The sequence below is a fragment of the Bacteroides sp. Ga6A2 genome (assembly GCF_000702225.1).
Taxonomy (GTDB): Bacteria; Bacteroidota; Bacteroidia; order Bacteroidales; family Bacteroidaceae; genus Ga6A1.
In genome coordinates this window covers 12,858-33,180 of the sequence record NZ_JNKX01000043.1, presented here as the reverse complement: position 1 = coordinate 33,180, position 20,323 = coordinate 12,858, and the positions used below count along the sequence as shown (strand labels likewise).

16 protein-coding genes are annotated in these 20,323 nt (G+C 46.7%); 6 read left to right on the top strand and 10 right to left on the bottom strand.

Annotated elements, in window-relative coordinates; translation table 11 throughout:
- The 7 genes from T538_RS0111325 to guaA form a co-directional block, all read right to left on the bottom strand.
- A partial coding sequence (locus T538_RS0111325) for a transposase (protein ID WP_031533027.1) occupies positions 1-253 on the bottom strand: 253 nt, incomplete at its 3' end.
- A gap of 165 nt (positions 254-418) precedes the next feature.
- Positions 419-1,294 carry a hypothetical protein gene (locus T538_RS0111315; RefSeq protein ID WP_155993142.1) on the bottom strand — a complete coding sequence of 292 codons (876 nt, stop codon included), beginning with the start codon at positions 1,292-1,294 and terminating at the stop codon, positions 419-421.
- 172 nt (positions 1,295-1,466) lie between these two features.
- A complete protein-coding gene (locus T538_RS0111310) occupies positions 1,467-4,862 on the bottom strand; it encodes a DEAD/DEAH box helicase family protein (protein ID WP_051656051.1) in 3,396 nt (1,131 codons plus the stop codon).
- Positions 4,863-4,878: 16 nt separating this feature from the next.
- On the bottom strand, positions 4,879-6,018 hold the full coding sequence (locus tag T538_RS0111305; protein WP_081834968.1) for a restriction endonuclease subunit S: 1,140 nt from the start codon (positions 6,016-6,018) through the stop codon (positions 4,879-4,881).
- A gap of 268 nt (positions 6,019-6,286) precedes the next feature.
- Entirely contained in the window at positions 6,287-7,456 is a 1,170-nt protein-coding gene (locus T538_RS0111300; RefSeq protein WP_031533894.1) for a hypothetical protein, read from the bottom strand.
- Positions 7,457-7,459: 3 nt separating this feature from the next.
- On the bottom strand, positions 7,460-8,953 hold the full coding sequence (locus tag T538_RS0111295) for a class I SAM-dependent DNA methyltransferase (RefSeq protein WP_031533895.1): 1,494 nt from the start codon (positions 8,951-8,953) through the stop codon (positions 7,460-7,462).
- A gap of 190 nt (positions 8,954-9,143) precedes the next feature.
- The gene (gene guaA, locus T538_RS0111290; protein WP_031533896.1) at positions 9,144-10,754 is read right to left on the bottom strand and encodes a glutamine-hydrolyzing GMP synthase; all 1,611 of its coding nucleotides are present in this window, start codon (positions 10,752-10,754) and stop codon (positions 9,144-9,146) included.
- A 115-nt stretch (positions 10,755-10,869) separates the two neighbouring features.
- Here guaA and T538_RS0111285 point away from each other — a divergent pair, with 115 nt between their 5' ends.
- The 6 genes from T538_RS0111285 to T538_RS0111260 are packed head-to-tail and all read left to right on the top strand — an operon-like array spanning position 10,870 to position 15,826.
- A complete protein-coding gene (locus tag T538_RS0111285; RefSeq protein WP_231497105.1) occupies positions 10,870-11,928 on the top strand; it encodes a glycoside hydrolase family 43 protein in 1,059 nt (352 codons plus the stop codon).
- A 13-nt stretch (positions 11,929-11,941) separates the two neighbouring features.
- Positions 11,942-12,817 carry an RsiV family protein gene (locus tag T538_RS0111280; protein ID WP_081834969.1) on the top strand — a complete coding sequence of 292 codons (876 nt, stop codon included), beginning with the start codon at positions 11,942-11,944 and terminating at the stop codon, positions 12,815-12,817.
- Positions 12,817-13,437, top strand: a complete 621-nt coding sequence (gene rsmG / locus T538_RS0111275; RefSeq protein ID WP_031533899.1) for a 16S rRNA (guanine(527)-N(7))-methyltransferase RsmG — start codon at positions 12,817-12,819, stop codon at positions 13,435-13,437. Before T538_RS0111280 ends, rsmG begins: the two co-directional genes overlap by 1 nt.
- 15 nt (positions 13,438-13,452) lie before the next feature.
- Entirely contained in the window at positions 13,453-14,094 is a 642-nt protein-coding gene (locus T538_RS0111270) for an MBL fold metallo-hydrolase (RefSeq protein WP_031533900.1), read from the top strand.
- Positions 14,095-14,106: 12 nt separating this feature from the next.
- Positions 14,107-14,868 (top strand): 3-deoxy-8-phosphooctulonate synthase, encoded by a 762-nt coding sequence (gene kdsA / locus T538_RS0111265; protein WP_031533901.1) that lies wholly within the window; start codon positions 14,107-14,109, stop codon positions 14,866-14,868.
- Between the two features lie 7 nt (positions 14,869-14,875).
- Positions 14,876-15,826 (top strand): KpsF/GutQ family sugar-phosphate isomerase, encoded by a 951-nt coding sequence (locus T538_RS0111260; protein ID WP_031533902.1) that lies wholly within the window; start codon positions 14,876-14,878, stop codon positions 15,824-15,826.
- Between the two features lie 54 nt (positions 15,827-15,880).
- Here T538_RS0111260 and T538_RS0111255 read toward each other — a convergent pair whose 3' ends face one another.
- The 3 genes from T538_RS0111255 to T538_RS0111245 form a co-directional block, all read right to left on the bottom strand.
- On the bottom strand, positions 15,881-17,314 hold the full coding sequence (locus T538_RS0111255) for a reverse transcriptase family protein (protein WP_081834970.1): 1,434 nt from the start codon (positions 17,312-17,314) through the stop codon (positions 15,881-15,883).
- 269 nt (positions 17,315-17,583) lie between these two features.
- A complete protein-coding gene (locus T538_RS0111250; protein ID WP_031533904.1) occupies positions 17,584-18,546 on the bottom strand; it encodes a D-2-hydroxyacid dehydrogenase in 963 nt (320 codons plus the stop codon).
- A 151-nt stretch (positions 18,547-18,697) separates the two neighbouring features.
- Positions 18,698-20,233, bottom strand: coding sequence for a hypothetical protein (locus T538_RS0111245; RefSeq protein ID WP_155993140.1), 1,536 nt, complete (start codon positions 20,231-20,233; stop codon positions 18,698-18,700).
- Between the last annotated feature and the right edge of the window lie 90 nt (positions 20,234-20,323).

Sequence of the window (20,323 nt, the reverse complement as noted above, 5' to 3'; positions counted from 1 at the left end):
TGGACGTGAGCAAGTGAATGGCTGTGAACCAGTATAGCAGTGGAAGGTTGCTGCCGTGCATAACCGTGCCCGACCTGAGGGTAGTCTCATGTCCGCACTTGGCACACATCCAGCGTTTGTGGCAACGGTTCCAGTACTGTTTCTCGCAGCCACAGCGGCTGCACTTTATACCTTCTTTTTCGCGAGTTTCCTTGAGGTACTTCTCACAAGCTTCCTCGCTGTCGAAATGTTTTGCAAAATCCAACAACTTCATTTGACTATGATTTTTTTCAATTGCAAAGATAACACATTTGGGGATATTGCGGATTATCATTTTCATAATTATGCTTTCTATTTAGCAGAAATTGCGACTCGAACTATGGACGAAGGCTATTGAAAAGTATGCAGAAAATCGGCAGAACTAAGCGACTTTTCGGGCTTATTTCAAGTCGCAAAGAATGTTTACCATGTCTAATGTTTCGCAAGGCAAGATGCCAACAACACAAGGCTCGTCTTTCTTCTTCCAGAAATTCCTCTTCTCTATTTCGGGATTCCACTCCTTGAAGCCACTAACCCAGACATACTCGTAGTTCCTTCCGTTGAATCTAAGGAGATAATCGCCTATCGGCTTTCCGCTTTTCAATATGGATTTCATCTCGTCAAGAACATTCATGCTTGAACCGATTAAAGTCCCTTCATAATCATTCTTGAACTTTGCACATCCGTTGTTTCTTTTGCAAACAACAGACTGACCATATACCTTCTTTTTGTACGCCTTGCCCTTCGGGATTTTGTAGACATCTTTCTCTGGGACATAAGAAGTTTTCAGTTCCCAGATTGCGCCGTTGCACACAAAAATGTCGTAGGCATAAATCTGGTTCATTAGTGCAGATTGCTTGTAGTTTTCCAAATCTTCCCTCGCCTTTGAGTCGGCAGCATTTGCAAAGTCATTCCTACAATCAATCTCGCATGCTTTCATGCAGCGGAAACTGTACCATATTGAATCGCATAACTTTGTGTAATAATAAACTTCCTGCGGATTTTTCTCTTCCTTAATGTAAACATCTGAATCGGTCTTACAAACAAGAAGGCAGTTCCGGAGAGTATCGCTATCGGCAATAGCACCCGTCATCGCCTTGACATCGAACGACTTATACCTAACATAATCAGTTATACCGAATCTGTTATTGAAGTTTACCATGTAAGTTTCTCTTTTACTGAGCGACATCGGCAAAACATCGTCAAACTCCCTTTGGCAGAAAGCCGTAAGACCGTCTATCAGCAGAAAGAAAAGAATCATCAGTTTTGTTCTCATTACCATGCGTCGTTTTTATTCATCGCAAAATAAACGTTTTTCCATCAAAAAGGATTCGTTGTAACATTTTTTAACAAACCGATGATTCTTCGGGTTGCCTTCGGGATGCCTTCGGGTTTGGGGCAAAAAAAAGAGCCTCAAGCCCGAAAGGCTGAGACTCTTGTATAATATCTTATGCTGTTATTGGAGTAATAACCGAATGGATATTATCTATGTACTTTGCCAGCGGCAACATAAATGAATCAAATACTGACAGTCTTTCGTCGAACGGAGGCTCGTTAACCACCGTTTCTTTTGTTATGTCTCCATTCTCGCAGACATAGGCTATTACCGTCATCAAAAAATCTTCCTGCTCGGCATTCAGTTCACTACCCGATATGAACTTAGAGAAACATCTTATCGCATTTTTTCTGTCAACGCCAACCATCGAACGTATGAATACGGCAACATTACTGCCGCAAGTCATTCCCTTGGTATAACGGTCGTAATCGTCCTTGCTGCCAAGTTCCTTCCACAATATGCGTTCAAGTTCGGCGATGTCGGCTGTGGTAAGCTGTTCCATCTCATATATCTTTTTCAGCACAGGCAGGTTTCTGTTATTTGCCAGAAAGTCGAGCACGCTCTGTCTGTACGATACGCGCGGCGTGATGCCCTCAACCGTACCCTCGTCCGAGATGCTGTCCTCTATATCGACCATGAACAACTTGCCACCCTGCCCCAAAAGGAACTTTACCAAGTCTCTGAGGTCGTTCCTCACCTTTTCGAGCCAGCTAAGCGAAACGTTTTGCCATGCCACATCCGACAGCACCTCCTTGATTGTGCCCATCTTTGCCTGCACCTGCGGCAGCGTGGCTTTCTCCTGCAGTTTCTCGGCTATTGTCCGAACCGAGTTGACAGCCCTGCCGGCATTTGTCTCTCCGTTGATAAGCGACAGCTCGATAATCAAGACCAGCAAGTCGAATTTCTTGGCATTCTCGTCGAGAGTATTCTTTGGCAGCAACGGCGCAATTTCGTTGCCGAGTGTAGCAACATCTACTTCAGACAGATAGTTCCAAGCCTCCTTGCCTTTGAAATGGCTTACCGTCTCCCACCTTTCACGCACACTTATGTGACTGTCGGACAGGGCTGAAACCTGTCCCCACAAAAGCGTCTTTATCTCGTCGTGAAGTCCCTTGGCATACTGGTCTTCCTGATATTTCTGATGCTGAAGACAGAAGGCAATCCTTGCCCTTAGCGCGAAAATCTTTTCTGTAAGCGACTGAGCAACGGCAATCTTCTGCCCATCGGGATTATTTCCGAAATATTCGAAGTTTCGGCACCAGTCGAAGATGTAGAAGAACTCCTTGTCCTTTCCGTTTCCGAATATATTCTCAGAAAGACGAGTACCGCGACCTATCATCTGCATGAACTTTATCTTACTCTTTACAATCTTGAAGAACACAAGGTTCAGCACATCAGGCACGTCTATGCCCGTATCGAGCATATCTACCGATACCGCAATCTGCGGATTTCCGTCTCTTATCTCGAACCTGTCTATCAAGTCTTTCGAATATGTTACATAGTTGTCGATAAGCACGCAGAACTCGCTGCTCTCGCCTGCATATTCGGGATAGAGAGCATAGAAACGTTCTACAATCATTTCGGCATGACGATGGTTGTAAGCAAAGATGATGGTCTTGCCTATCCTCTCTCCGCTCTGCACCTTCAAGCCGTTCTCCATCAAGTCTTGCAGAACATGGTCTATCGTGTCTTTGTTGAAGATATAACTGAAAATCTCGTTGTTCTGTATGTTACGATGATAGTCCTCGTCGCTTATCGCCTTTCTTGCCTTCTCATACTCCCACACGCTTTCGAGCTGCTTTTTTTCCTCGTCGCTCAGGCTGTCGTATTTTATGCCGTCTTTCAGAATAAGAGAACCGCGCTTCAGGCCTATGTAGTTTACAAGATAATGGTCGGCAACGGCATCCTCCAGTTCGTAGGCGAAGTTTGGCACGCCCTGTTCCATCTGGAATGTCTCGTAGGTGCTGCGGTCAACCTCATCTCTCGGCGTGGCTGTGAGCCCAACAAGCAGACCGTCGAAATAGTTGAATATAGCCGAGTATTTGCCAAAAATTGAGCGATGAGCCTCATCAATCACTATCAAGTCGAACCTGCCAACCGAGAAGGCTTTCTCGTCGGTATCGATATAGTTAATCATCGTCTGATATGTCGAGAACGTGATGCGCGCGTTTGTGTCGGGGTCTTTGTCCTCGCTCAGAATAGAGGTTGTCATGTTAGGCAGCAGCTTGACAAAGTTTTTGTGAGCCTGACTTACCAGCGGTATTCTGTCGGCAAGGAAAAGCACATTCTTAACCCATCCGTTGCGTGCAAGCACATCAACCAAAGATATTGCCACTCGTGTCTTTCCCGTGCCCGTAGCCATAACCAGCAAGCCTCTGCGATGCTTGTTGTTGAAATGCTCGCAGACCGACTTTATCGCCATCTTCTGATAGTGGCGGTCGGTTATGTTGTCATTAACGCTGAAATCTGTTATGTCGTGCCGCTTGCGCTTCTGTATCAGCAGTTCCAAATCGTTTTCGGAGTGGAAGGCATAGAGCCTGCGTGGCGGATAGCCCAAGCCGTCTATGATGTAGGTTTCAAAGCCGTTGGTATAGTATATTACAGGCTTTATGCCGTATCTCTTTTCAAGGCACTCGGCATAGAGTTCTGCCTGATGCTTGCCTTTTACAGGCGAAACGCTTGCCTTCTTTGCTTCGATAACGGCAAGTGGCAGACCGTTGCCGCCAAACAAAACATAGTCGCAATAGCCTTTGCCGCCCGACGGAATCGTGCCTTCGTCGGCAACCTGCATCCCGTCGGCATATTCGTTACCCATGGCAACCTTTGCTCCCTTGTTTGGCATTCCGTCAACCTCAACTTCTATGCACGCTTTCGACGGCTTGATTGTTCCTTCCTTGTCAAGCACTTCCCAGCCAGCCTCTTTAAGCATGAGGTCGATATACAGTCGGCGTGTCTCAGCCTCGGATATGCCTGTCGGAATCTGCGCTACAGGAGTCTTGTCGGCTGCCGCATCCTTGTCTGCCGTCTGCACAATGGCAGACTGCGGCGTAACAGTTACGGTTGCAGGCGTAAGGCTTGGCAACTGCGGACTGTTAGGGATTAGGGCATTGTCGAAAGGCTTTACTTCCTTTACAAAGGTTAGTTTTTTAAGAATGGCTGCAACAACATTATAGATGTTAATAAGACAGAAGAACGATTCTTTCTTTGTAACCTTCACTCCGTGTGCTCCGTTGTTGCCCACCTTGCGTACATAGTGAACCGCCATCATCACCTTGTCGTCGCCGATAAACTCGCGGAAGGGCTCGCCGTCAACGAGTTCAAAAAGCGATGTTCTTTCGGGAATGTCGATATTCTTCATCAGGTAGAGAGCCCTGACGATATATTCCAACGCCTTTCGTGCGCTTATGGCGCTAATGTCGGGATTGCTTACCTGAAAATCCTCGGCTGCCGAACAGAAGTTGTGAAGTTCCGTCAGCCCCAAATCTTGCAGATAGTCAAAGTTTTTCATGAGTTTTTGTTATTTTTTAGTTGAAATAGTAATCCATGCGGCTATCGAAGAGCGTTTTAACCTCGTTTAACGACTGTTTTACCAGCTCTTTCTGATGCTCTATCGCCTCGATTTTTTCAGCAAAAGATTGCTGAAGAGAAAGAGGGGGAAGAGGAATTGGAAGATTTTTAAATATTGCAAATTCTATACTATCAACAGTAACCGTCTTTACTTTAGAAAGCAAATAATTCGAAAATGCTTTTATACAAAATAATAGATAAATATTCGCAACCTTTTCATCATTTACAACCAATGCTTTTATATCCTGATTGATTGTTACTTCCCTAGTAGTTATTGCTACAGGTAAAGTATGTTTTAATATTCCACTACGATTAACAATTAAAATAGTTCCTATTGGAAGTAATTTGGCAGAACTATTTTCAACGCCTTCTTGTGTAATGTGTATTTGAGAATCAGATATATATGTAGTTTTCATATCCTTAGATGATACCCAAACAACATCCCCATTCCAATACTGTTGAACCGTCTTAGATGGAGTTCCTCCGCCAACTGATTTTGTAATTTTTCCCAATTTTTTCACTTCCCATTTTTTAGGGTTATCAATAGGGTCTCCAAACATCTCATAAAAGATGCTTTGAGCAAGTTTGTCGTATTCATCAAGTTGCGCCTTCTTCTTATCTATAACAGATTGCAGCAAATCGAGTTCAGCCACAATCCTCTCCTGCTCCTCCATTGGAGGGATAGGAATAAGAGTATTAGAAACAATTTTTGAAGAAATTGCTTTAAAAGTAGAACCCGTTGCATTTTTTTCAAAATATTGTTGTCTACTCAATAATGAGTAATACAAAAAAGGAACATTTATTTCTTTTTTTACAGACAAAGCACACAATCCCCTTCCTATACATATTTTTCTGTCTGTTATATTAGGATAACCGACAGGAGCCCTTACACACAATAATACAGAATTCGGCTCTGCAATTTTAGATGGCTTACTTGCAAAGAACTTTGATACCCCTAACAATCTTTCTCCAAAACAAGTTTTACCCTGATGAAATTCTATTCCATCAAGGCTATTTACGCTATCACTATCAGGAGATTGCCCCATAGTTATTCCGCAAACTTCTCCCAACTTTTTATATGTCCAGTTTTCTTTCATCTTTCTTTGTTTATAATGTTATGCACCTTTGGCTTCCGAACTGAGCGGGGCTTCTGGAGCGGCTTTTTAACTTTTAACTTTTTTTGCAGGCAGGGGTTGCTTTTTTTGCTGCGTTTGGTGGCAGGCTTTTTCGGCTTGGGCTGACCGTTTTCGGTCAGCTGTTTTGCTTGCGGCTTTGCGGCTGTTTTTTGTTACTATGGCTGACCGAAAACGGTCAGCGTAGTTTTACTTTTTTACCACCTTTTTTGCCTGCGCATAAGGGCGGGCTTTATGTGCCGTTGTCTTTTATTATTTTGGCAAAGCCTGTGAAGCTGCATATTTCGGCGGCAAGCTTGTTAAGGTTGTGAAAGCGGCTGTAATCGGTATCAGCCGGCACACCATTAACCGCATCCATCTTGTCGAGCTTCCACGGCGCAAGTATCAACAAACAACCTTTGGCACACGCCTCAAACCTACTGCGCTCAGGCTTCCAATAGTTGTTTATAGGCTCTTTCTGTATGTGTATAAGCGGAAAGCCGCGCTCCAAACATTCGTTCTTCATCAACAACTCGCCTCGCGATATGCCGGGCGTTACTATTACCGTTGCTCCGCCAAGGACGCTGGCAAGCCATTGCTCGCGCTGAAGGGCATAATCGGCAGTAAGCTCGTAAGGCTGCAGGCTTACAGGATGGCGGCGGTGGCATTGCACCTGAATCTTGTTTGCCCATCGCAACAAAAACAGGTTGCCGAAAATGCCGTAGTCGCGCCCTCCTATCTGCACATGAAGGCTTCGGCGCATAACATCAGGCATGGTTCGCCGCATGATGGCACGCCGTGGGTTGTCCTTGACGTATGCTACCATCGCCTCGAAGTGGCGTCTGTCAATACACACGGTGTCGTCGTAGTTGTCGTCGAACAAAGGACGATGAGCACGCCCCACTAAGGCGTAATACTCTTGGCGCTGTTTTTTCGATAGATTGTTTAAAAGCTGCCCCTCGTTATTAAACCTCTGTGCCTTTTCTTGCAGCCATAGTGGTGCATCCGCTCTATTGCAATCGACCATTATCGGTCGATTGTAAGAATCCGGTAGCCCTTGCATCTGCTGCCATCTGCTGGTGCAAGCTGCCTTGATTGCCTGTATTATATCGCCGAGGCTTTTCTTTTTCATCGGCTCCAATACTTCTATTACGCCGTGGAAATGGTCGGGCATACATATACAAGCATGTACCGCCACTTTGTTGCCGTGTAGTGTTTCCTGCAATACGGGTGTCTGCTCCCATATTTGTTTTACCACCTCGCCCAAGGGCGACAGAAGCACCTCGGGGTGTGCCGCATCGCCAGCCAGACTGCCAAGCAAAGGCTCACGTTCTCTCACCACCAACGTGATAAGATAGATACCCTTGCCGTAGTAGTCGTGACCAGGGTTGCGAGGGCGATATGAGCCGGCTGTCACATCCATCTTTTACATCATTTTTGACTTAAACTCGGCAATAGCCGCATTTATCTCGCCTTGCAACTGTTCTATGCGGTTGAATATCACCTCAGGGGCATCATACTCAACCTTTACGCGCTCCACCTCCTTGTACTTGTTTATGCTGAGGTCGTAATCGTTGGCGCGTATCTCATCGACAGGAACAAGGAACGACTGGTCCTTGCGTGTGCGCTCAGCCTCGCCCTCCAGATTCTTGAAACGCGCCACCACATCAGGGATATCGTTTTCCTGACATTCCGTGCGCTTCTGGTCGAGCGTGTAGCCATCAGCCTTCATATCATAGAACCACACCTTGTCTGTTCCGCCAGCGTTTGTCTTGGTAAATACGAGCACAGCCGTAGAAACGCCCGAATAAGGCTGAAATACGCCAGACGGCATAGAAATGACCGCCTGCAAGCGCTGGTTGTCAATCAACTCCTTGCGCAAAGCCTTGTGCGCCGTACTGTTGCCAAACAGCACGCCATCGGGAACGATACTTGCACATCTGCCGCCAATCTGCAGCATACGCACAAACAGGCTGACAAACAAAAGCTCGGTTTTCTTTGTCTTGGCGATGGCAAGCAGAGACTTGCTTACAGCCTCATAGTCGAGGCTACCTGTAAACGGCGGATTAGCCAGACAAAGAGAATATCTGCTATCATCGGAATTATCGGTTGAAAGGCTGTCACGGTACTGAATATCAGGATTGTCCGCGCCGTGAAGCATCAGGTTCATCGCTCCTATGCGCAGCATAGTAAAATCGGTATCGAAGCCATGAAACATGCCGTTCTTGTAATGGTCGGCATTTTCCTTCTTCAGCAACTCAGACTGATAGTGTTCCTTTATGTACTTGGCACTCTCTACGATAAAGCCCGCGCTACCCATGGCTGGGTCGCAAATGGTATCTTTAAGAGTAGGCTGCATCATCTCGACCATCATACGGATAATATGACGAGGAGTTCGGAACTGACCGTTGTTGCCCGATGCCGCCATCTTGCCAAGAATATACTCGTAAGTATCGCCCATCGTGTCGCGGTTGTTCATATCGAGATGGTCTATGCCCTCAACAATCTTAGTCAGAGTTCGCGGACTTTGGATAAGGAACGTGGCGTTCTCCATAAACCTACTGTAGGCTGATTCCTTGCCCTCGTTCAAAGTCTTGATGAAGATGAAAGCATCCTTGCTTACGGTTCGGAACATCTCCTCGGGTTCTTTGTTCTTGAACACGCTCCATCGCAAGTCGTTATAATCGACGTCGCGGTCTGTTTCGGGATTATGCCATGTGCCCTGCCCAAAAGTAGGGTCTTTAACAGCCACTCCAAAAGCATTTGCGTTAGCCTCTTTTGTGCGCTGTGCATCGTCGAGCATCTTCATGAAGAACAGATAAGTCATCTGCTCCAATATGGTAATTGAGTTTGTAATGCCACCAGTCCAAAAGGTATCCCAGATACTGTCTATTCTGTTTTTTATCTCGCCTGTTATCATATCTTTTTTATTAGGTTATATAATTGCAAAGTTATAAAAAAACGCTCATTAAGCATTATAAGGCAGGCACAATCTTTGGCATTTTGCCGATGATTCTTCGATTATCCTTCGGGATGCCTTCGGGTTTTGAGCAAAATAAAGAGCCTCATGCCCGAAAGGCTGAGACTCTTGTATATTTGAAGAAAGTTTTTTACTCCCACTCGATTGTTGCTGGTGGCTTTGAAGATACATCGTAGCATACGCGGTTTACGCCACGCACGTTGCGGATAATCTTGTTGCTAACCTCGGCAAGGAACTCGTATGGCAAGTGAGCGAAATCGGCTGTCATGGCATCGGCCGATGTAACGGCACGAAGGGCAACCGGATTCTCGTATGTACGCTCGTCGCCCATAACGCCTACGCTCTTGACATCAGAAAGAAGGATTGCTCCAGCCTGCCAAATCTGGTCGTATAGGCTTACCTCAATCTCGCCGTCCTTCATGTCGGCAGGAACGCCGGCAGCAAGCACCTTGCGAGCCTCCTCGCCAGAGAGTTTAACCTTCCAGTTGCGCAGACCCTGAATGAAGATGTCGTCGGCCTCCTGAAGAACGCGAACCTTCTCAGGAGTGATGTCGCCAAGGATACGCACAGCCAAGCCCGGCCCCGGGAACGGATGGCGAGTGATGAGATGCTCAGGCATCTGCAACTGACGGCCCACGCGGCGCACCTCGTCCTTGAACAGCCACTTGAGCGGCTCGCAAAGTTTCAAGCCCATCTTCTCAGGCAGTCCGCCCACGTTGTGATGGCTCTTGATAACCTTTCCTGTGATGTTGAGGCTCTCGATGCGGTCGGGATAGATAGTACCCTGAGCCAGCCACTTTGCGCCCTCAATCTTCTTAGCCTCGGCCTCGAACACATCGATGAAGCCTGCGCCTATAATCTTGCGCTTGCGCTCAGGCTCGCACACGCCAGCCAGCTCAGTATAGAACTTCTGCGAAGCATCAACGCCGCGCACGTTCAGGCCAAGACACTCGTAGTCGCGAAGCACGTCTTCGAACTCATTCTTGCGCAAAAGACCATTATTTACAAAGATGCAGGTAAGATTCTTGCCTATTGCCTTGTTAAGAAGAACGGCTGCAACCGATGAATCCACGCCGCCCGACAAGCCAAGGATAACCTTGTCGTCGCCCACCTGCTCGCGCAGTTCCTTAACCGTCTGGTCAACGAACGAAGCCGGAGACCAGTCCTGCTTACCGCCGCAGATGTCAACCACGAAATTCTTCAGGAGCAGAGTACCGTCAACAGAGTGGAACACCTCGGGATGATACTGCACGCCCCAAATCTTCTCGTTGTTGGCAGCGTATGCCGCATACTTTACAGTTGATGTTGATGCTATACAATGGAAGCCCTCAGGCAACTTTGTGATGGTATCGCCGTGCGACATCCATACCTGACTGTTCTTGGCAAAGCCCTTGAGGATTGGGTTATCCTCTTCCATAAACTCAAGGTTTGCGCGGCCATACTCGCGAGTGCCCTCAGACTCTACGTTTCCGCCAAAGGTGTATGCCATAAGCTGCGCGCCGTAGCATATTCCCAGAATAGGATACTTGCCGCGAATCTGCTCAAAATCGAGCTTGAAGGCACGCTCTTCATACACACTATAAGGAGAACCCGAGAGAATGACACCAATCACCGAAGGGTCGTCCTTTGGGAACTTGTTGTAGGGCATGATTTCGCAAAACATATTCAACTCGCGGACACGACGTCCGATAAGTTGAGTGGTCTGCGAACCAAAATCAAGAATAATAATTTTTTGCTGCATTTATTTTTTGGGTATAAAATAAGTTGCGTGCAAATTTAACACAATTTTTCAAAAAATAGGCTCATTATATAAAAAAGAATTGTACTTTTGCCATGCAAAACTATAATCAGGTTAAATGAAGAAACTTTTTGTTACGGCACTTATTGCGGCCTTGGCATACTCGGGCGCAACAGCTGCCGATGGAAATAAGAGGAAGAGAGTTGATGAAAGCAAGATGGGGGCATACCTTATGGTTTACCATAAAGATGCCGACCACGGTCTGCACATGGCTGTAAGCTACGACGGATACAAGTGGAGCGCGCTGAATAACGACAAGGCCGTTATTGCCGGCGATACCATTGCCGAGCAGCACGGAATACGCGACCCTCACATCTTCCGCGGCCCCGACGGCGGCTTCTATCTGGCTATGACCGACCTTCATGTATTCGGCAAGCGCGACGGCATTCGCGACACCGAGTGGGAACGCGACGGCAAGAAGTACGGCTGGGGAAACAACCGCGGTCTTGTATTGATGAAATCATTCGACCTGATTAACTGGACTCGCACAAACCTCGACTTTACATATCTTGGCGGAAAGTGGAACGACGTGGGCTGCGTATGGGCTCCCGAAGTATGCTACGACGACAAGGCAAAGAAGATAATGGTTCACTTTACCGTACGCTTCGGCGCAGGAAAGGAAAGCATCTACTACATCTATACCAACGACGACTTTACACGCATGGATACAAAGCCTGTCGAGATGTTCTCTGCGCCCGACCACAAGTATAGCGTGATAGACAGCGACATCATAAAGTACAAAGGCAAGTATCATCTCTTCTATGTAAGCCACGAGCATACGGCAACGCCTGTTCACGCTACGGCAAAGAAGATAACAGGACCTTATGCCATCGACACCCTCTATCAGGACGGCGAGAAGCGCGGACACGAAGCACCAAACTGCTGGAAGCGCATCGGCGAGGAGAAGTACATCGTGATGTTCGACAACTACCGCACCAATCCGCACAACTTCGGATTTGTAGAGACGGCAGACTTCAAGACATACAAGCCGATAGGATACTTCGACCAGAAAGGCTCGCCTATGACGCGCACCAACTTCAGCGCGCAGAAGCACGGCGCAATTATCTGGCTCACAAAAGACGAGGCACTCGCCTTAGAACAACATTGGAACAAGTAAACGCACATCAGCAATGAAAAAAAGTGTAGTATTCGTAATCAGCTCAATGTTGCTAATATGCGTGTCGAGCGGACTTTTCTGGTACGGAAAGCAGCAGATAGACAAGCAGTTGCCGCAATATCAGTATGAGCAGGTGAAGATAGACGAAAGGCATCCGCTAAACAACCTTGTGCCAAACCCGGCATGCAGCATAAAAATAAGCCTGCAATACATAAAAACGCCGCTCAACGAGGCTTCGGACTTGATAAACAAGACTATTAGCAAGAAACTCTTCGACAAGGCTAACAACTTGGACAAGCAAAGCAAGATTTTTGCCAAGCAGTATCGCGACCGCTACATTGCCGACATCGCGCCGCTCTACGCTCAGGAAGAGGCAGGGAGCCACGTTGAAGGCTGGTACAACTACAGCTACAAGGCCGACGGAAAGTTTGCCAACGGCTGTTTCGGAGTACTCAACTATCTTATCCAGACAACCGAATACGAAGGCGGAGCACACAGCATCCCGATGTGCATCTACCTTAACTTCGACAAGAACTCGGGCGCACTCCTTACCGCCGACTCAATCTATGCCGAAGGATACGAGAAGAAACTCAACGAAATGCTGCTCGATGCCCTGATGAAGAAACTGCATATAAGCAAGATTCAGGAACTGAAGAAACTGGGATATCTGAGCACAACGAGCATCTATCCTCCTGACAACTTTCTTCTGAAGGAAGAAGGAATACTATACTACTACAACGTGTATGAAATTGCGCCATACGCTCTTGGAGCAACGCAACTGACAATAAGTTACAGCGACCTCGACGACATTCTGCGAGACGACTTCAAGGACAAGTACAGCGACTCGTCGATTAAACGTGTTATAAACTATTATTCGAAAGAAAAATGATTGATATTATCACAAAATATTTTCCCAACCTGACCAACCGTCAGAAAGAACAGTACGAAGCCCTCTACGACCTCTACACCGACTGGAACGCGAAGATTAACGTAATCTCGCGCAAGGATATCGAGAATCTGTACGAACACCACGTTCTTCATTCTCTGGGCATAGCCAAGGTCATCAATTTCAAGCCGGGCACAAAGGTAATGGATTTTGGCTGCGGAGGCGGATTTCCGGGCGTGCCGCTGGCAATAATGTTCCCCGACACGCACTTCCACCTTATCGACAGCATCGGCAAGAAACTGAAGGTTGCCGGCGATGTTTCGGAGAAGATAGGACTGAAGAACATCGATTTCTGCCATTGCCGCGGCGAGGAGGAAAAAGGCAAGTTCGACTTTGTTGTGAGCCGCGCCGTGATGCCGCTTGGCGACATGATTAAGATTGTGCGCAAGAACATAGCAAAAGAGCAGCGCAACGCCCTTCCAAACGGCGTCATCTGCCTGAAGGGCGGCGAACTGGAGAACGAGACAATGCAATTCAAGAACCACACCACGATAACAAGCCTCAGCAACGAGTTTACCGAGGAATTCTTCGAGACAAAGAAGGTGGTTTACGTCTCACTTTAAAGCAAAAAAAACGAAATGCTAAACATTCACACCGTTCGCTGCAACGAATTGCAGGAAAACTGCTACATCGTTTGGGACGAAACCAACGAGGCGGTAATCATCGACCCCGGAATGCGATATGCCAACGAGAAGGAAGCTGTCAAGAAGTTTATCAACAATAATAACTTGACGCTCAAGCACATGCTCAACACGCACCTGCATTTCGACCATTCGTGGGGCATCAGCTTCATCAATCACGAATTTGGACTGAAGCCCGAGGCACACGGCGGCGACATCGAAATCTATCAGCATCTCGACCAGCAGGTTGTAATGTTCATGGGCGATGAATCGCACGAGGAAATCGTTCCGCTTGGCCGTTGCCTTAACGAGGGTGATACGGTTGCGTTCGGCTCGCACACATTCGGCATCATAGAAACGCCGGGACACACAAACGGCGGCATCTGCTTCTATTGCGAGGCAGAGAAGGTGCTCTTTACGGGCGATTCGCTCTTCCGCATGAGCATCGGGCGAACCGACTTTCCGGGCGGAAGTTACGAGGCTCTCTCTCGTGCGCTGAAGACTAAGATAATGACTCTGCCCGATGATGTTACGGCATATCCCGGTCATGGTCCAGAAACAAACATCGGCGAGGAAAAACTAATGAATCCTTATATTTAAAACATACCAAAAATGAGCAAGCAAGTTTTCATAGCAGGACCGTGCGTAATAGAGTCGGCTGAATGTCTCGACATCGTTGCGCAGGAACTTGTAAGAATAAACAAGAAATACGGCATCGACATAATCTTCAAAGCATCGTTCGACAAGGCTAACCGAACTTCGATATCGAGCTACCGCGGTCCGGGACTCGAAAAGGGCTTGCAGATGCTTGCCGACATAAAGCAGAAGTACGGCCTGCGACTTCTGACCGATATTCACGAGAGCCATCAGGCTGCACCAGCCGCCGAAGTAGTTGACGTGCTTCAGATTCCAGCCTTCCTATGCCGACAGACCGACCTTTTGGTTGCCGCCGCAAAAACCGGAAAGACGGTAAACATAAAGAAGGCGCAGTTCCTTTCGGGACTCGACATGCAGTTCCCCGTAGAGAAGGTGCGCGAGAGCGGAAACGACAACATCTGGCTTACCGAGCGTGGAAACATCTACGGATACAACAATCTGGTGGTAGATTTCCGCAATATTCCTGATATGAAGCAGTTTACGCCGACCGTTATCATGGACTGCACGCACAGCGTTCAGCGTCCCGGAGCAGCCGGCGGAAAGACTGGCGGAAACCGCGAGTTTGTGCCGTCTATGGCTCTGGCTGCCAAGGCTTTCGGTGCAAACGGATTCTTCTTCGAGACACATCCCGACCCGGAGAAGGCTCTTTCGGACGGTCCGAACATGCTGTATCTTAACGAGTTGGAAGAACTCATCGGAAAACTCATAGAAAAGTAACAAGACGATGAGCAAGATAAAGGAATATGCCATAAAATGCCTGCAAGATGAGGCTCAGGCTCTGCTCGACCTCATTCCGCAGCTTACCGACGATTTCGACAAGGCTGTGGAAATCATCCTTAACTGCAAGGGCAAGCTGGTTATCACAGGCGTGGGCAAGTCGGGACACATTGGCGCGAAGATTGCCGCAACGCTTGCCAGTACGGGCACACCGTCGTTCTTCATCAATCCGCTCGATGCCTATCATGGCGACCTCGGAATGATTCGCACGGGCGACGTGGTTATGGCCATCAGCAACTCGGGCATGACCGACGAGCTTCTGCGCATAATTCCGTATCTAAACGAGAATGACATTCCGGTTATAGGCATGTCGGGCAATCCCGAATCGCTTCTTGCCAAGCACAGCACATGCCACATCTGCATAAAGGTGAAGCGCGAGGCTTGTCCGCTTAATCTTGCGCCTACGTCGTCTACCACCGCCACGCTTGCCATGGGCGATGCCATTGCCTGCGCCCTGATAGAGATGCGCGAGTTTAAGGCAACGGACTTTGCTCAGTTCCATCCGGGCGGCTCGCTCGGCCACCGTTTGCTAACCAGAGCCAAGGACATTATGCGCAAGGATAATCTGCCTATCGTTCCGCCAGAAATGAAACTGAGCGAGGCAATAACGCACATAAGCCAAGGAAAGGTGGGACTGGTGATAATAATGACTGGCAGCCGCATAGACGGTATTGTTACCGATGGAGACGTGCGCCGAGCAATGCAGAACAATCAGCAGAATTTCTTCAACCTTAACGTGAGCGACGTGATGACGAAAAAGCCGAAGACAATCGCTCCAACAGTTAAGGTGGACGATGTGCTGCGGACGCTTCACAAGAACAAAATCCACTCGCTTCTGGTGGTTGACGAGGAGATGAATCTGCTTGGCATTGTTGACGAATTCGACTGCTTTATATAAAAAAATCGCCGTTCCTGTATCTTGCAAGAACGGCGATTTTTTTTAGTTTACACTTTAAAAGAAAGCTTTGATAAACAAGCAGAAAATCAAAAGGAATGCAATACAAATAATAATAATTGCTATTCTATCATTTTTTCTTCTGTCTTTATCATCAGCATCACGTAAATATGAGTTGCGGTCAATTCTTGTCTGATAGCCATTGCCGTCGGTACTTGAATTTGCAGAAACGGAATTGCCGGCCTCATCGTTTGTAGAAACTCCGCACGACTTATCAGACTGCTCTTCACTTTCAGAATTATTCTCGCGACGAAGGCGATGTTTTTCAAGCATATCTCTGTAACTCTCCATCACGTCCGACTCGTTTTTGTACAACTCGTCAAACTGTGCCTTGAACCGAAGATAGATAGAATCATCCTTTCCGCGAACAATTCCGAGATAATTGATTTTGCCCCTCAGAAACTTGCTCACCTCTATGCTATAGTAATACTTATGATAGTCCTTCTTTCGGTTGTTTCGATACGCACAGCAGCAAGCCGCCTCGTAGCCGTATTTCTTCCAGACAAACAACAATGTGCGAATCTCGCGGATGTAACGGCGCGAAACGTTCAGTTTCTTGTTTACAACGATGCCCGTAACCTCCTGATGGCGTGTTTTAGACTGCAAACGAACCTTCTTTTGGTTTATAACGAAGCCGTATGACGAGATTATCTCCTTAATTCTGTTATAGAATGCCCCGTTGAAGTCGAACACATTTACATCCGAACTGAACGTGATATCGTCGGCATAGCGCGAGAATGTTACGTTGTTTTCGGCAGCCACCTTTGCAATATCCTCGTCCATCTGGCGGCACACAAAATTAGAGAGCAACGGCGATGTTGGGAATCCCTGCGCCAAAACGTCAACACCATCTTTGCGATAGGTGCAAAGCCCCGAAATAAAATCTACGGCAAACGGCGAGAACTCGAAAGGCTTTGCTGAAAGGACTTGCTTTACCTGCTCGCGCGTGATGCTTGGAAAGAAATTGCTAAGGTCGATATTCAGCACGAAATTCCTGCCAGTATGCAGCGCGGCATTATCGGCAACAGAGCGTCCTTGCACAAACCCATAAGCCCACGGAGTTGCTTTCTCGTACGATTGCAGAATTTTCAGAATAGCTTTCAGTCGTACTCTAAAAGCATGCTTCGGAGCAACGATTTCTCTAAAACCGCCCTTTCGCTTTGGTATGTTGAATATTCTTAATCTGTCATAATCGCCGTTCGAGGTGTCTGCAAAATATTTTAATTTATAAGCGCAGCAATTCACGCCCCATCCAACAGTACATCTTTCTCCCCAGTGTAAAAAACTTACATTTAACCAATATGATCCTGACCGTTCATCATTAACAGCATCATATAATATCTGCGCAAGTTGCTCTGCCGATTCCAAGTTTTTCAGCTGGTTATGGACGGCTTCCTTATCAAAAAACAAATCTTGTTTCTGGTGTATCATAGGTCTTTGTTTATAAAAATAAAAGGAACGCTCCCCTATTACTTTGTGAGGTCGTTGCTATACGAAGTTTGCAACAGTCCTTTTAATATAGTCTCGTAAAAAAGCTCTGGCGAATGCACCAGATTACTTCTAATATCTTTGGGAGCGTTCCGATTGTGCAAAAATACACAAATTTTCTATATCCGCAAAAGAATGGCTTTCAAAATACAACAAAAAATCCATCTTTCTGCGCCAAACTCTTGACTGTCGAAAGACGGATTTCTCATTTTCTATTTATTAACCACATTTATCGGTTTACCATCAATGTATGCCTTTACGTTTTCAACGCATTGCGACATAAGTCTCTGGCGCGCCTCGGTTGTTGCCCACGCAATGTGCGGAGTGATGTAAGCGTATTGGCAGCGAATAAGCGGATGGTCTTTTGACGGCGGCTCAACGCTTAGCACATCGGCTCCATAGGCGTAAATAACGCGTTCGTTAAGGCATTGTGCAAGTTCCACGTCGTTTACCAACTGGCCGCGCCCCGTGTTTATCAGCATGGCGGTATTCTTCATCTTCTCTATGGTGCTGCGGTTCATCATCTCGCGAGTGCTTTCGGTGAGAGGACAGTTAAGGCTCACGAAGTCGCAGGTAGACAGCAGTCCTTCGAACTCTGCCTTATGTATGCCCGTATGCGAAAGTTGCAGCGGCGTTTTTGAAGTGTAGGCATACACATCCATTCCGAAAGCCTGAGCAATTCGGGCCGTAGCCATTCCGGTGTTGCCCAATCCGATGATGCCCATCTTCTTTCCGTGAAGTTCGGTGAGCGGAGTGTTCCAGTAGCAGAAATCGGCATTCTGACTCCAACGGCCGTAGCGGTTCAGGTCGGCATAGTGCTCAACATGGTTTGTAACGGCAAGAATAAGGGCGAAAACCTTCTGCGCCACCGACTCGGTGCTGTATGCCGGAATGTTGGTAACCACCACGCCAGCCTCTTTTGCCGCCTCGGTGTCTACCACGTTGTAGCCGGTAGCCGTAACGCCAATGTATCTCAGACTTGGCAGAGCCTTTATGTGCTCAGCCGTGATTACCACCTTGTTTGTCAATATTATGTCGAAGCCGTCGGCGCGTTTCAGCACGTCCGAAGCGTCGGTACGGTCGTAAACCTTTACTTCTGCAATTTCTTCAAGTCCCTTCCACGACAAGTCGCCCGGATTGAGGGCATATCCGTCGAGAACAACAATTTTAGCCATATTAATCAGTTTTTACATTTGAATGCAAAGTTACATTTTTTTTGAGAAAGAACGGCATTACTGCCTTTAGAATGATTTGGATACCAAATCGGAACAAGAGAACCAAGGCTGCGTAGAAAACCCGAACGAAACCCGAAGGCATCCCGAATGATTAACAACAAACTTCGTATTCCTTTTTCATTTCAGGCAAGAGATGCTTGAGTTGGTTTACCGACGGAATGAAACTCTTGTACTCCGTTAGGATGAATTTCTTTACAAGTTCGAACTTATCCTCGAAATCGTTGTCGCGGCAGAGGCGCAGGAACACTACGCCACGAATTATCTGCTCTGGTGCTGTGATGCCGCGGATTATCTTAACCCAATCGGGATAGGCTTTGATATCTGAGCAGAGTCTTTCCCACAAGAACTGTGGAGACGAATAGTCTTCTACAAAGTCGCCGAACTTGTCTTCGATAAACTGCCATGTGGCAAGGCAGAGCTTCTTAACATCTTCGTCGCTAATACATTCACTATCATTTAGTTTTGTGATTTTCTTCGAAAGCTCGAGTTCTATTGTTCCTTGATGGTCGCCGTCGCGCGATTTTAGCGGAATGTCAATCTTTTGCATCCATTCTTCGACCTTGTCGAGGCGGATGCTTGGCGGATAGATGCGGAGGCAACCGTTGTTGCCGACCATAAACGAGAAGATGAGGTTGCCAACATCTGTTGGGCGTGTGTAGTAGAACACGTTTTTATAGCGATGCACGTTGCAGAAGCCGTGATTGCGGAGGCTGGCATCGAGATAGCTGCCTACAATCTCTATGGTTTGCTTTTGTAATTGGGTGCTTTCAGTCTTTTCTTTGTTGTCTTTCTTGCCTAAGAAAAAGTCCATAAGTTGTTGCAGACCTCGATTTTCCCTTGCATTTTCTTCGCTACCGAGCAGAGCCAAAAGTTCCTTGTTTACCTGCTCTGGCGGAGTTGGCACGAATTTCTTTGCAGCCTTTTTTTTCGGCTTTTCTTTTGGTGCAGATATTGGCGTGAAGTTTTTCGCAACCATGACTCTAATCTTCTCCATCTCTGCCTCTTCGGTTGGAGAGTCCATGCTGTATTTTGGCTCGATGGTTGGAAGGAGTTGCTTTAACTTTTCGTAGTCGGAGTAAAAACTCTCACCCCAAAAATCAGCACCATACTCTTGAATACGAGAAAGAAATTTCGTTTCAACATATTTGAATTTTTCATCAAATTTGGGGTCGTTACAAAGTTTTGAAATAATCAATCCTCTAAAATACCCGTCATAATTGCCAGCAAACTCCATTTCATCATTATCACAAACCCACGAACTATCTTTAATAATAAAGTCTTCCATCTTACGCACAATATTCGGCAGATACAGATATGTTTCGATAAACTTCTTGGCTGTACCAAAAAGATAACCCAAGAAAAAATCAACAACCATGTTTACATCGTCTTCTGTATCGGCAACGTGATAATAATACTTGGTTATATCGCTATGATCTTCTATTGTTTTGCGGAATATTATTTTATTGTCAATTCTTCGGCCAGATGGTACAACCTCTTCATCTCCAATACATTCGGAAATGTAAGGTTCAATTTCCTTAACAACAACACTAATGTTGCTAAACTGAATATATCCAAGATCATACAGTCCAATACCGAATGAAAGTTTATATACATCAGTTTCAAACACATAAGTTGGATAGTCCGCAGACTTATGTGATTTCCATCCAAGAGGTTTCAGTTCCGCATCTAAACGCCTGAAAATAATTTTTCTTTTCTC